We start from the raw sequence: 13,561 nt of genomic DNA, 5'->3' as shown, positions 1-13,561 counted from the left end.
ATTAATTAAATTATGAATATTCTCTATTATATCTTATACGGCGTAGGATATCTTATATCACTTCTTCCTCTGACGGTGCTATATTTGTTTTCCGATTTGCTCTTTTATCTGGTCTATTATATAATAAGGTATCGTAGAAAGATTGTCCGGAAGAACTTGACTTCTGCTTTTCCCAATAAAGACGCGTTTACATTGCTTCGTATAGAAAAGAATTTTTATCATTGGTTCTGTGATTATATTGTAGAGACCATAAAATTGTTCAGCGCGTCAAAGGAATGGATGCAGAAACATATGACGTTCTCAGGAATAGATGAGATGGCTGAGCGGATGCAAAAGGAAGATAAGAATTTCTGTTTTTTATATTTAGGGCATTACTGTAATTGGGAATGGATAGCTTCTTTTGCGTATTGGGCTCCCGACTGGATGCTTTGTACGCAAATCTATCATCCGTTATATAGTAAGGTCTTTGATAAGTTGTTTCTGAAGATACGCAGTCAGTACGGAGGAGAGAACATTCCAATGAAAGAGGCATTGCGGACGATTCTTCAGCTGCGCCAGAAAAAGCAAAAGACGATCATTGGCTTTATCTCCGACCAAGCTCCGAAGTGGAGCAGCATTCATCATTTTACTGAATTCTTGAATCACGATACTCCTTTTTTTATTGGTGCGGAAAGAATTGGAAAGAAAGTGGATGCTCTGGTATATTATGCAGATGTTAAGCGAATTAGTCGTGGGTATTACCACTGTGATTATAAATTTGTGGCAGATGATATTAAAGATATCCCCGACTATCATTTGACTGATCTGTATGCGAAACTCTTGGAAAAGAGTATTCAGAGTGCTCCTTCTTTTTGGCTTTGGACACATAACCGGTGGAAACGAACAAAAGAGGAGTGGCTCCACCGGCAGGAAGAAGCTTTCTGATAGGTGACTATGGGCAAAGTTTTTTGAAATAGGTTTTCCATTTTCCTTTGTTCTCGAAACGATGGACAAGTTTGTGCTCAATGGAAATTGTTTCTTCTTCATTCCAACCGCGAAGTTGAGCGTATCGACGGATAATATAATCCATTAGATCTGATCGATGGGTGAGACGTTTCAGATTATTCAAACATTCCCGTTGGGTTAAGTGTTCTTTAAAGATGCTTCGGTTAGTATCTATTACCGTAAAGTGATAATGGTCGTTTTCTTTTCTGTATAGTATATTCGAAAGATTTAAATCGCCGTGCATCACTCCTTTCTTGTGCATCAATACAAGAAATGTGGTTAATTGATTGGCCAATTCTTTATCGAATATATCCTGATCGCGTAAAGCGTTACGTAGATCTTTATCATAACATGCTTTGGCAATGAAATAGCCTATGCTGAATAATAATCCGTCTTTTTGTTCTATGTATGCGATACTCTCGGGCGTATCAATTCCCAAGCTACTCATCTTATTAGCAAATTCGAAAGCTCGGCGAGCTTTGGTTTTTCGAATGGTAGAATATATAACGCGTTGAATAAGACCGGGAGTTTTATATCTTTTTATTATGCGTTCATTACCATTAATGAGGAATCGTTTCACCTGATTTCGTTGATTGTAAATGAATTCACCTTCTTTTTTAAAAATAACAGGTAGTTGTTCAATAAACGGGCGTTCGGATTCGTACTTCGGATTGATAACCACTTTCATGATTCAATGATATGATTTATTTTTTGAAGGATAGTATCTGTTTGAATCTTGTATAGACAAGCATAATCCTTGCGATGGCACGGCTTATTTCCAAAGATGGAACATGGGCGGCACGGCAAGTCTATTTGTACTGCATTTTCTTGTTTTTGGTTCCAGCCCATAAATCCGGCATAGGGATGTGTCGCTCCCCAAACCGAGATAACCGGTGTACCGACCAATGATGCTAAGTGCATGTTTGCCGAGTCCATGGAAACAAGTACATCCAGATAGCTCATCAGGGCAAGTTCTCCGTTCATCTTGAGTTTTCCAGCGACGGCAGTTACCTGTTCGCTGTCACCAGCCAGTATTTCCAATTGTATTTTCTCCTTTTCACCGCCTCCAAAGAGGAAAATTTGATTTTTGGGGTTTGCTGCGAGCTTGTCTATGAGTAATTTTACTGTTTCTATCGGTAGAACTTTTCCTTTGTGGGCGGCAAAAGGAGCAAAGCCAATCCAATGATTCTTTTTATCTAAATTGGCTATTGATTTGAACAGTTCAGCATCACCTTTTCCTTTATAAATTGAGTCGAACTTTATTTCGACCGGATATCCTAATGCTTTAAATACGTCGGCATAATGTTCAAAGGAGGTCCTTAATGGTTTGATAATTTTATGATTAATTCTCGTCAATGCTTTCTTTTCCGCTCTTCCTTTATCTATATGAGCAGTTTGGGTGCCACTCAATTTAAAGAAGATTCGAAGTATCATACTGCGAAGTACATCGTGTAAGTCGGCGACTGCATCAAACTGTTCTTTTTTCAGTTCGCGGAACAAGCGATATAATCCGTTGATTCCTTTATACTGGCTGAGATCGATACCACGAAATGTTACATTCTTCGGGCAATTGGTAAAAAGTGGGGAAACAAATTGTTTACTCAACACTGTAATGTTGAGATCGGGATATCTGTTCGCCACAGAATAGATCACAGGAATAGTCATGGCGACATCGCCTAAAGCGGAAAAACGGATAACGAGAAGTTTCATTTCTTGCCGTAAAGTACCGGATTAAGGGCAGGATCGTTATACATTTTCATCTGTTTGTATACTTTCATATATTTGCGTCCTGCTTCTATATCATCTAAAAGCTGATTGATGGCAGTGCCTAAATCGACTTGTTGTTCCTTTAATACATTTAATTTTTTCACGCAGGCTTCGTGATGTTCCGGAGTAGTGTATTTGCGATCGACTTGTTCTTGCATGTGATAGATTTTCAAAGCCAAAATAGACAAGCGGTCAATAGCCCATGCCGGACTTTCCGTATTGATAGTTGCATCGTTCAACACTTTTACGTCTTTATATTTATCAAGGAAGTAACTGTCAATAAGTTCCACCAAATCAGTACGATCTTGGTTCGATTTATCAATTCTACGTTTTATTTTAAGTGCTTCATCCGGATGGATGTCCGGATCACGAATGATGTCTTCAAGATGCCATTGTACGGTATCAATCCAGTTCTTCAGGTATAGATAATATTCTATACTTTTTAGTGGATACGGATTTAGAATTGGAGTATCCACGTCATCTTTTACATGATAATCAAGAATCGATTTCTCAAAAATTGGATTACTAAACTCTGCAAATTTCATGATATAATGTTTATTTTTCACAAAGGTAGGGATATAAAAGAGAAAGCCAAATATTTCGGTGAAAAAGTCAAAATATTTAGTCGATTTACTCTTACTATTAATCAAATTGATACAAAGGCGAGTTTAATGAATGATGTTTTTCATTTGAGCAAATGATACATATCACTTAGACAGATAATATGTATTACTTCTTTTGTTTATGAGATGCTTATTTTTTATAATAAAGATAAAAGCTGATTCTTATAATAATTTATTAATTATCAGTATACTACGTCCGGATACGGCCATGATTTTCAAAACTTCTTTTATTCTATCGAATTTATTTCGTCGAAAGAGACGGGGGAACTCGTCGAAAAGTCACTTGTTTCTATTTCACCCCATCTTACATTTGTATCGGAAAGGAAAACGAAGCGTTTTGTGATTACTAAAAAGAAGGACGCTTTAAAATTAGAAACAAATAAAAATAAATAAAGAAATGAAGAATCTTAAAGTTTTGTTTACATTGGCAATGCTGATGTTGGTTCAGTCGGTTTTTGCGCAAAAGACAGTTGTTAAGGGTGTTCTACTCGACTCTCTAACGAACGAGGGGGAGCCTTATGCCACCATTCGGATATTTAAGGGAAAGGATACTACTACACCGATTGCCATGTCGGTAACAGATTTGGAAGGCACGTTTAATCAACCGGTCAGCGGGAAAGGAAGTTTTATCATTTTCTTTTCTTCTGTGGGAAAAGAAAGTGTAACTCGCAACTTTGAGTTGAATGGTCAGGCAACACTCGACTTAGGAACACTCTACATGAAAGATGATATGCGTCAGTTGCAAGAGGTTGAAGTTGTGGCTCAGAAACCACTTGTTAAGATGGAGGTTGATAAAATGAGTTACGATGTGTCGAACGATGTGGACGCAAAGTCGAATACTGTTTTAGAAATGTTACGTAAAGTGCCGATGGTAACTGTAGACGGTCAGGATAACATAACAGTGAACGGAAGCAGTAGCTTTAAAGTTTATGTTGATGGGAAGCCTAATGTGATGATGAGTTCAAACCCGTCGCAGATATTTAAGAGCATGCCTGCCAATATAGTGAAGAATATTGAAGTAGTGACCAACCCGGGAGCTAAATACGATGCAGAAGGTGTGGGCGGTGTGTTAAATCTTATCCTGAACAAGCAGAATGGGATGGCTCAGCAAAGCATGGACGGATATAATGGAACAGTCAGAGCAATGATCGGAACCAGAGGCTACGTTGGTAGCGGTTATGTCAGTGCCCAGCAGGGGAAAGTTTCATTGAGTGCCAATATGTTATACAGTCATAATAAAATGAATGACATGACTGTGGATATGAATCGTATCCAACATGATGACAATGGAAAATCTATAATGGAATATGCTCAGAAGTTAAACATGAAGAATAACTTCGCCATGGGTAACATCTCATTGGGCTGGGATATTGATTCCATTAGTAATTTAGGTATTTCCGCCAGCATAACGGATTTTGATAATAGAAACGAAGATGGACTTGCCGGTACCCGAATGAGTGGAGGTATTTATGGAAATGGATTCGGCTATTCCAGTAAGGAAAACAGCAAGATGCGTAATACATCTTTCAACGGAAGCATAGACTATCAACGTTATTTGGGAAGAAAAGATAGGTCGATGACACTTAGTTATATGTATACTACAACGCCTCAGCGTACGAAGAGCTATAGTGTTTTTGATGAAGAAGGCAATACATATCTTGATTTGACCGACCGCTATTCTAATTCCAGAAACAGAACGCAGGAACATATTGGACAGATAGATTTCGTTACTCCATTAGGAAAAGGGCAGACTTTAGATTTCGGCGCGAAATATACCAGTCATACCAGTTCATCTAAGTCACTTTATTACTTGGGTACCGATCCACAATACACTTATAATGAGAAGGGAAGTATGTTTTATAAGCATAATGATGGTATTTTGGCCGGTTATGCGGAGTATGCAGGACAGTTTGGGAAAGTTGGTTTCAAGAGCGGACTTCGTTATGAGCATACTTGGCAGGATGTGAAGTACGTATTTGGAAGCGGTTCCGACTTTACAAAGAATTATGGTAATTTGGTTCCTTCCGCTAATTTGCAGTATACTATCTCACAGACAAGTAACTTAGGGTTAACTTATAATATGCGTATTTCTCGTCCAGGTATTTCATACTTGAATCCGTATGTTGATCGTACCAATCCTACCTCTCTAACTTATGGTAATCCTGATTTGGAAGTAGAGAAGGCTCATAACATCAATATGGTATATAACCTGTTCAGCAATAAGTTTATGATGAATCTTTCGTTCCGTCAAAGCTTCTGTAACAATGCGATAGAACAATATAATTTCTATCAAGATAATCTGTTGAACACTACTTATGGCAATATTGTAAAGAACCGTCAAACAGGTTTGAACAGTTATGTCAATTGGTCTTTGACTAAGAATACCAGAATATTATTTAATGGTGGAGTTAGCTATGTTGATTTGCAAAGTAAGGTACTCGATACTCGTAATCATGGTTGGCAAGCTAATGCAATGGTGGGTGTACAGCAAACATTGCCGGCAAAGATTCAATTGAGCGTGAATGCAATGTCTAATACAAAGAGCTATACACTTCAGGGGTATCGTTCCGGATTCAATATTTTGTCTGCCACTGTCAATAAGTCGTTCTGCAAAGACAAGTTGAACGTTTCTGTCATAGGTGTGACCCCGTTCTTTGGTAAGTTGAATATTAAGAATTATTCAAAAGGAAAGAATTTTGAAACCACGCAGAAAGTGAGTGTACCTGTTAATGCTGTTTTATTGAATGTGAGTTGGAGTTTTGGAAACACCAAACATCGGGCTAAGCAGATTAAGTCGAACATTTCGAATGATGACTATATAGAGCATCAGAGTGAAAGTGAACAGATTAATAACATTTCAGGCAATTGATTCAAAAAGAATTCTTAGCTTTGTAATATGACAAAGAAAGATAGAAATATATTATATATACAGATAGGGCTGATAGCAGCCCTTCTGTTATTGATGTGGCTGATAGGTTTTTCTTCAGGGATTAATTTTGAACGAGGATTTGAGTTCGTTTTTAGAACCATACAGGCACTTTATCCTTTCCTTATTGTTTACTTTGTTAATTTCTATTTACTTGCTCCGTTTCTATTTGAGAAGAAGAAATATGGTTGGTTTGTTTTAGCAAATATAGGAGTAATTCTTTTAGCAAATATTACAGTTTTCTTTGTTGATTACTCAAATATACCGAAAGAAGTTCCTCAATTCGCAATTTTATTTGGATTCTTTTTTATTTTTATTTTAGACTTTATTGTTGCTTTTGTAGCAGTTGGAATACGATCCGTTTTGAAGGTAAATGAGATGCGCCAGATGCTTCAAGAAGAGCAACAGAAGAACACGGAAGCAGAGCTTTTGTGGTTGAAGAATCAGTTGAATCCCCATTTTCTTTTTAATACGTTGAATAATATCTCCGGCCTGATACAGATTGATCCGGACGCGGCTCAGGACAGCATAGCTAAATTGAGCGATTTGCTTCGTTATACGCTTTATGAGAGCAATCAGGATTTTGTTCCTGTCGCCGGAGAAATAGAATTCATGGAGAATTATATTGATTTGATGAAGTTACGTTGTGGATCGAATACTACCGTGACAACAGACTTTGATATCCGAAATGGTTCGATTAAGATTGCCCCTCTTCTTTTTATTTCATTGATTGAGAATGCTTTCAAGCACGGGGTAAGTAATAGTAAACCATCGGTTATTAGGATGGAGATGCATACGGATGGTAATCAACTGTTTTTTCTTTGTGAGAATAGCAATTATCCCAAAGATGATAAGAACAGAAGTGGCTCAGGAATAGGTTTGGACAATTTAAAGCGTCGTTTAGAATTGTTATATAAAGGAAAATATACATTCGAGAAGATTTTAGAGGACGAGATGTATAAAGTAACAATTACCCTTAAAAATTTAACGCAATGAATATTACATGTGCAATCGTCGATGATGAGCCTTTGGCAATCAGTCTGTTGGAGAACTTTGTCCGTCGGACTCCTTTCTTAGAGTTGAAAGCCTCATATAATGATTCGGTACAGGCGATTACCGAATTAAAGGCGCATCCTGTCAATTTGTTATTTTTAGATATTCAGATGCCCGATTTAGATGGCATGGAGTTGTCGCGTATGGTTCCGTCGGAGACTCGTATTATTTTTACTACGGCATTTAAAGAATATGCGTTCGACAGCTATGAAGTTAACGCACTCGACTTTTTGCTCAAGCCTATCCGATATAATAAGTTTCTTGCTTCGGTCGAGAAAGCAAAGAATTGGTTTGAGATGCTTTCTTCGCAGAAACAAGACCTGCGCGAAAGTATTTATCTTAGAGTAGATGGAGAGTTAAAGCGGGTTGATATTGCAAACATTATTTATGTCTGTGGAATGAAAGACTATGTAATGTTTTATTTAAAAAATGAGAAACGACCATTGGTTACTCATCTGACGATGAAGGCCGTGGAGGAGATGCTTCCTTCGAATGATTTTATGCGTGTTCATCGCTCTTATATTATATCACTCAATAAAATTCGTTCTGTTGATAGAAATAATTGCATCTATATTGGAGATGAGGTGATTCATGTGACAGATGCTTATAAAGAACTCTTTGATCAGTACTTAAAGAAGAATCTGCCAAATAGTTAGCTATGTTTGGCGGAAAAGATGGAGGTTTTGGATCGAAACTTATATAGTATGAAATATCAGATTTATAATAAAGGAAATATGGAACATCTTATTAATAAGATGGGATTTCTTCCTTTTTTTAATAATGAGATTGATGATTTCTCTATCGCTGAGTTTACTCCGAAGGAACTCTGGTTCTCAGATGAAACCGATGGTCCTTGGGAATGGAAGGGACCTGTTATTATTGAAGGTGATGTAGCTTATGGAAAGTTTTATAAGAAAAAGGCCATGTATGTCAGCATGGATTGGTTTCCTGATTTTATGAATTATCGCCGTAGCTTATATAAAATAACATCTGATGAGGAAAAGATTTTAGACACTTTAAGAAAACATAAAACATTGCTTTCTAAAGAATTGAAAAGGGCTTGTGGATATGTAAAGCCGAGATTACATCGTTCGTTGACTCCAATAGAGCGCTTGGTCGAAGAAGAGACAAAGAATGTGATAAAGAAAGAAAAAATTTGTTCAACAAAAGAAAGCTTTGATGGGGCTATTACTCGATTACAGATGGGAACTTATATTATTACTGCTGATTTTGAATATAGCTATGATAGAGAAGGTAACCGATATGGATGGGGAGTAGCTCGATATTGTACTCCGGAAGATTTTTTCGGACCGGAACGGTTAATTGTCAAACGAACTCCGTTACAGTCTAAGTTACGTATGATAGAACACTTGCATAAGTTATTGCCCTATGCTTCAGATGAGGCTATTCTGAGCGTTATCGGTTAATTACTAATCAACGTTCGATGAAATAACAGAGAGGCTATGTAGAAACCTACGAAGGTAGAATACGGTCTTATAGTATGTTGATAAGGTGTTTTTCCCTTTTTGTCAGGTTCATTAAAATTGTCATAAAGAGATGGAGGAAAAGTGATCCGTATGAATTACCCAACTCATCCGGATAATTCTATTGTTTCACATAAGTGAAACAAGCGAATCACATAAGTGAAACAAGTGTATCACATAGGTGAAACAAGTGAATCACTTAAGTGAAACGAGAAATACTTCTGAAGAATATGGTAACTCATCCATATTGTTTTCCATGTTCCTACGTATCGTAGTAGCAGTTGCTATGGTTAGTTGACAAAAAAGTCATGTATCACCTCAAAAGAGTTCTTGATACACGGCTCGCATTATTTAAATTCGTCGGATTCACGTTAGTTATTTCTTCCAGAAACGAGATGTTATATCGGTAAATTCTCCATTGGTTTCTTTTTTATATAGCCTTTGATTGGTTGTTTTGCTTTTTAATGCTCCTAAGTGACGGATATACGGTCCTATTTTTATGTAATCGAAATTACTTTTATTAATGTCAGAGGAAATAATTGTTTTTCCGCTGTACCACCCGACTTTTAGTTTTGGGTGAGTTACATGAATGTATTCTGCCAGCGTGTTGATATACGAAGGGTTGCTATCTCCGCCCATCAAACAGACACAAGTAATATCTTGATTACATTTGTCAATAATAGCATCTATCTCTATAGACGTCAAGGGTGTTCCGATGTCCTCCCACAGATATTTGCTATGGCATCCCGGACAACGGCATGGACAGTTGGAGATATTAATTGAAAGGGTCACCTCATCAGGTATTTCCTGAAAGACGACCCCTGTATTTACATATTTCAACACTGTTATTTCTTTTTATTTGGTCATTTTCTCTGTACCCGCGTAGAAGCGACGATGTTCCTCTTGCTGACGAGCCTCAGAAAAGTTGCTTACTCGTTTTAAATAACCTATGATACGAGTCATATAATCCACATTTTTATTATGGCAAACAGGGCACTCATGCAGGTATCGTTTATCAATATGTCCGCAATCATTGCAAATCGTATTTGGAATGTTAAAAGTAAAGTAGTTACAGCCTTCTTTTGCCGCAACCCTTAGTAACTGACGATACTGTGGCTGTGACAGATGTTCTTCCAAATTCATGTGAAGAGCAGAGCCACCGGTTAAGTGTTCAATATACGGGCGACCGTGCATTTTAAACTTATCGATGATACTAAGGCTTTCATCTTCTACAATATAGAAATAACTGTTATAGCAATCGCGTGGTACAAAGTACCCGTCTTCCCGATCCCATTTGGCATGCTTGACACCTACGTTTTCAGCCGGAATCATTTCACAGTTGAAAAGCACATCTTTCGTTCTGTATTGTTTGTTATATTTTTCTATTTCACCAAGAATGGATTGTACAAAGTGCAAATAATCCGGGTTATCGTTGATTTTTAATCCTATAAATTCAGCAGCTTCAACTAATCCGTTTACTCCGATTGTTAAATATTGGCGCCCTAAATTGATATAACCGGCATCGAACAACGGAAGCATTCCATTTTTCTGTAATTCTTTCAAGTTCTCATTATAGGCTAATTGAACTTTATGGCACAGGTCAATGATATGATCCAAAAATTCAATGTAGTCTATATTCTTGTTCTTGGCATACTGAACGCATCGGTTTAAGTTGATGGTCAATACACTCTTTGAACCGGTTGATACACCGCCTGCGCCTAAAGTATAGCTGAACCCATTATCTTGAATTTCATTGCGTAAGCGACAACATGAGCTCAAAGAGTCGGCGTTATCGCTCATGTAAGTAAAGAAAGAATGCCCCTCCGCATACATTTCAGATGTAAAATCTCCCCATTCTTCATCCATTACATCTCCATCTTTACTTAACAGCGCCATAGTTTCAACCGGGAAAGTGAGCACGGCTTTTGTTCGCTCTTTATTGAACCATTTCATGAAACGTTTTTGTAACCATGAGAGACTTTCCCAGTCAGGCTGTGACCCATCAGGGAAATAGAAGTTGCCAAATAAACTTTGGAAGTAATATTTGTCATAATAGGCAATGTTCCAGAATACAGCTTGGTAGTTGCGGGCACCAGTTGGTTGATTAATGGAATAAACCACTTGTTCAAAGCAATCGGTAATTACTTTATCAATAGTACGGTGACGATTGGATAGATCAACCACTTTATCGGCTTCTTTATAATATTCTTTTCCGTATTCCAACCCAATGAAATAATTCATATACATCAGAAATTCCGGAGTAGCGCAAGCACCGCTTAACATGCTTGATACCATAAATACCATATTAATAAAGCCACCACAGAAAGATTTCAGATTGGTTGGAGCTGTGGAATTGCCTCCGATGGAAGAAGTTCCTCCAATCAACCATGGATACATAGTAATAGACGCGCAGTAATTTGCTAAACTTGTTTCGTCATTTTTATATATAAAATGATGTTGCAGCTTATCAATGTATTCGTCGGCCAACTCTTTTCCATACATTTTCTTAATGCGTTCGGTCAGTAAGCGGCGATTTAATCGAATGAAATTGGATTTTGGTAATTCTCCAATGAGCGTTGCAATGTTTTTATGCTCTACATTTGCGTTTGAATCATACTTTGAGCCGGTCGCAGCGTTTGCTGCTTGGCAGTAATCGGAAAGGAATTTCATTTTTTCCATCACCTCACGGTCTTCTGTATGACGTTGGCGATAAAGCATAAATGATTTGGCTACTTTATAGTGCCCTTCTTTCATCAACGCTTCCTCTACCTGATTCTGGATGTCTTCTACTTTAATTCCTTCTTTAATATCCAAGTGACTGATAATTTTAGAAAGATTACCTAAGTCAATAGGTTCTTCTACAGAGTTGAATGCTTTTATGATTGCATTCATAATTTTGTCGAGAGAGAAACGGTCAGTCGTACCGTTACGTTTTGTAATTGTAAAGTTTTTTATTTCCATGGCATCTTTATTTTGGAGAACTTTTTATTTTTTATGATTTAAATTGTTTCCTATTTTGAGCAACTTTATGTCGTAAAACATTAAATTAACTTTTTCTTTTTAAGAAATCATATATGTGGAAGCAAAGGTATATTAATTTTCTGATTATATATCAAGAAAGTAGTGAAATATTTTTCAAAAAAGAAAAGAATGAAATGTAAAAGTGAGAAGATGGATCTATAATTATATGATAATTAATAATATATATAATATTTATAACGAAGGAGAAAATATTAAATGATACTTTTGAAAACCAAAGAAATAAAGGAAATGAAAATTGTCCATGCTTGATTTCTTCCTTTATTATTTATGAGAAGTTGATTTTTGGGCATTTATTCTTATTATAGAAAATAGGAAAATGTTTTTATAATTGAATATAGATATTCTAAAAAATGGAAACTTTTTCCTTTTTGTTGAAATATTAATGTAAAATAAATTTATTCATAAATTTGATGTTTTAATTTGTATAAAGTCTCCATCATGTATTCTGTATGTGTATTCCGAAAACGTTTACTCTGCCCGTTTTTTTATAGCCTTGTTGTATTTGTTCGTATCTTATTTCTAATTCGTTGGTTTCTTCAACAATCGGACAGAGTTTATTATAAACCCAAATCGGTCATTAGAGCATTGTTATCATCTTTTTCTAATGACCGCCATTAGAAAAATGATTTCATATATCTTTGATTCATAGTTACTTGCTAACTTTACCACGACAAAATGCCATATATTATGATACGAGACTGTGATATAAAGTTCGTGAATAAGGAAATCACTCCTTTCGGTGGACTTTCCTTGTTCTTCAAGATGCTTGTGAAATGCCGTTTTGAAGAGCATCTTGCGCAAAGTGGCATCCCTGTTCAAGATTCCAACAGAGGTTACAAACCTGCACAACTCATTTTGGGGTTGTTCGCCGGTGTATGGTGTGGCGCGAACTGCTTTGGCCACCTTGACGTGGTACGTTATGATCAGGCACTCTGCAAACTGTTGGGCTGGGAGCGTGAAGCAGATCATCGTGCTTATCAGCGTTATTTCTGCAAATTCTCACAGGGCGTCAACCAACGTGTGTTTGGTGAACTGTTCAGTTGGTTCTTCTCGGAACTGTTGTTTGACAATTACACCCTGGACTTTGATTCTACGGTCATAGTCCGAGAGGGCTTTCAGGAGGGGACTGCCAAAGGATACCCCCCCAAGCGACCGGGCCGTCTGTCGCGCCATCCTCTTCTTGCCTTCGTTTCGGATGTGAAAACTATTGGCTGCGACCGGGCAACACCTCCGCAAGCACCAACTACCTTGCCTTCCTTGACGACACGTTCTCAAGGCTTCAAAACAAGCGGGTGGGATTAGTCCGTATGGACAGCGGTTTCTTTGCAAAGGACATACTTGACTATCTGGAAGCCAGGGGTAAAGTGCGACTTCTCCATAGACGATTTTGTTATGGACAACTTCTGAGGTACGGAGGCTTGCGGGAATTTCATCATTATGGCATACAATTTCCTTTCGCTTTTTAGGCATGCTATGATTAACTCCGACAAAAAGCAGTTCCTTAAGACCATACGCTATGAACTCATATCAACACCTGCGTATCTGGGCAAGACGAAAGATAAGCATATCCTTTATCTGGCCAGGTCGCTAAAAACGAGGAAATCATTTCTATCTATATGGGAAAAGATAAAGAAATTCTCACTGCCATACGACACCGAGAAATCCTAATGACCGATTTGGGG

Annotated in this window: 10 protein-coding genes and 1 pseudogene; 6 read left to right on the top strand and 5 right to left on the bottom strand. The window is 37.4% G+C overall.

Annotated elements, in window-relative coordinates; genetic code table 11:
* Window positions 1–12: 12 nt before the first annotated feature.
* On the top strand, window positions 13–924 hold the full coding sequence (locus tag LO761_RS06775) for a lysophospholipid acyltransferase family protein (protein ID WP_272817527.1): 912 nt from the start codon (window positions 13–15) through the stop codon (window positions 922–924).
* Between the two features lie 7 nt (window positions 925–931).
* Here LO761_RS06775 and LO761_RS06770 read toward each other — a convergent pair whose 3' ends face one another.
* Genes LO761_RS06770 through LO761_RS06760 form a run of 3 tightly spaced genes read right to left on the bottom strand, consistent with a single transcriptional unit; the run spans window position 932 to window position 3,296 of the window.
* Entirely contained in the window at window positions 932–1,672 is a 741-nt protein-coding gene (locus tag LO761_RS06770; protein WP_272817526.1) for a lipopolysaccharide kinase InaA family protein, read from the bottom strand.
* Window positions 1,669–2,694: a glycosyltransferase family 9 protein gene (locus LO761_RS06765; protein WP_272817525.1), complete on the bottom strand. Its 1,026-nt coding sequence runs from the start codon at window positions 2,692–2,694 to the stop codon at window positions 1,669–1,671. Before LO761_RS06765 ends, LO761_RS06770 begins: the two co-directional genes overlap by 4 nt.
* On the bottom strand, window positions 2,691–3,296 hold the full coding sequence (locus LO761_RS06760; RefSeq protein ID WP_272817524.1) for a DUF4254 domain-containing protein: 606 nt from the start codon (window positions 3,294–3,296) through the stop codon (window positions 2,691–2,693). Before LO761_RS06760 ends, LO761_RS06765 begins: the two co-directional genes overlap by 4 nt.
* Window positions 3,297–3,771: 475 nt before the next feature.
* On the opposite strand from LO761_RS06760, the gene LO761_RS06755 reads away from it, so the two are divergent.
* From LO761_RS06755 to LO761_RS06740, 4 genes are all read left to right on the top strand, one after another.
* Window positions 3,772–6,243, top strand: coding sequence for a TonB-dependent receptor domain-containing protein (locus tag LO761_RS06755; protein ID WP_272817523.1), 2,472 nt, complete (start codon window positions 3,772–3,774; stop codon window positions 6,241–6,243).
* A gap of 27 nt (window positions 6,244–6,270) precedes the next feature.
* Complete coding sequence (locus LO761_RS06750; protein ID WP_272817522.1) at window positions 6,271–7,296, top strand: sensor histidine kinase; 1,026 nt, start codon at window positions 6,271–6,273, stop codon at window positions 7,294–7,296.
* Window positions 7,293–8,009, top strand: coding sequence for a LytR/AlgR family response regulator transcription factor (locus LO761_RS06745; RefSeq protein ID WP_272817521.1), 717 nt, complete (start codon window positions 7,293–7,295; stop codon window positions 8,007–8,009). The genes LO761_RS06750 and LO761_RS06745 overlap by 4 nt, the downstream gene beginning before the upstream one ends.
* Window positions 8,010–8,087: 78 nt before the next feature.
* A complete protein-coding gene (locus LO761_RS06740; RefSeq protein WP_272817520.1) occupies window positions 8,088–8,780 on the top strand; it encodes an AlkZ-related protein in 693 nt (230 codons plus the stop codon).
* A 432-nt stretch (window positions 8,781–9,212) separates the two neighbouring features.
* Here LO761_RS06740 and nrdG read toward each other — a convergent pair whose 3' ends face one another.
* Together nrdG and nrdD are read right to left on the bottom strand one after the other, a co-directional pair.
* On the bottom strand, window positions 9,213–9,680 hold the full coding sequence (gene nrdG, locus LO761_RS06735) for an anaerobic ribonucleoside-triphosphate reductase activating protein (protein WP_272817519.1): 468 nt from the start codon (window positions 9,678–9,680) through the stop codon (window positions 9,213–9,215).
* A gap of 12 nt (window positions 9,681–9,692) precedes the next feature.
* Complete coding sequence (nrdD, locus tag LO761_RS06730) at window positions 9,693–11,798, bottom strand: anaerobic ribonucleoside-triphosphate reductase (RefSeq protein WP_272817518.1); 2,106 nt, start codon at window positions 11,796–11,798, stop codon at window positions 9,693–9,695.
* Between the two features lie 771 nt (window positions 11,799–12,569).
* Here nrdD and LO761_RS12605 point away from each other — a divergent pair.
* Window positions 12,570–13,547: pseudogene (locus LO761_RS12605) on the top strand (transposase).
* The last annotated feature ends 14 nt before the right edge of the window (window positions 13,548–13,561 follow it).

Origin of the sequence: Phocaeicola oris, assembly GCF_021295095.1 — a bacterium.
Classification (GTDB): Bacteria; Bacteroidota; Bacteroidia; order Bacteroidales; family Bacteroidaceae; genus Phocaeicola; species Phocaeicola oris.
The sequence above is the reverse complement of the archived record's forward strand: the minus strand, read 5'-3'. Positions and strand labels throughout refer to the sequence as shown.

Excerpts from the sequence above, each read along its gene's own strand:
- LO761_RS06775 (WP_272817527.1), top strand. The coding sequence starts at position 13 with ATGAATATTCTCTATTATATCTTATACGGCGTAGGATATCTTATATCA.
- LO761_RS06770 (WP_272817526.1), bottom strand. The coding sequence starts at position 1,672 with ATGAAAGTGGTTATCAATCCGAAGTACGAATCCGAACGCCCGTTTATT.
- LO761_RS06765 (WP_272817525.1), bottom strand. The coding sequence starts at position 2,694 with ATGAAACTTCTCGTTATCCGTTTTTCCGCTTTAGGCGATGTCGCCATG.
- LO761_RS06760 (WP_272817524.1), bottom strand. The coding sequence starts at position 3,296 with ATGAAATTTGCAGAGTTTAGTAATCCAATTTTTGAGAAATCGATTCTT.
- LO761_RS06755 (WP_272817523.1), top strand. The coding sequence starts at position 3,772 with ATGAAGAATCTTAAAGTTTTGTTTACATTGGCAATGCTGATGTTGGTT.
- LO761_RS06750 (WP_272817522.1), top strand. The coding sequence starts at position 6,271 with ATGACAAAGAAAGATAGAAATATATTATATATACAGATAGGGCTGATA.
- LO761_RS06745 (WP_272817521.1), top strand. The coding sequence starts at position 7,293 with ATGAATATTACATGTGCAATCGTCGATGATGAGCCTTTGGCAATCAGT.
- LO761_RS06740 (WP_272817520.1), top strand. The coding sequence starts at position 8,088 with ATGGAACATCTTATTAATAAGATGGGATTTCTTCCTTTTTTTAATAAT.
- nrdD (WP_272817518.1), bottom strand. The coding sequence starts at position 11,798 with ATGGAAATAAAAAACTTTACAATTACAAAACGTAACGGTACGACTGAC.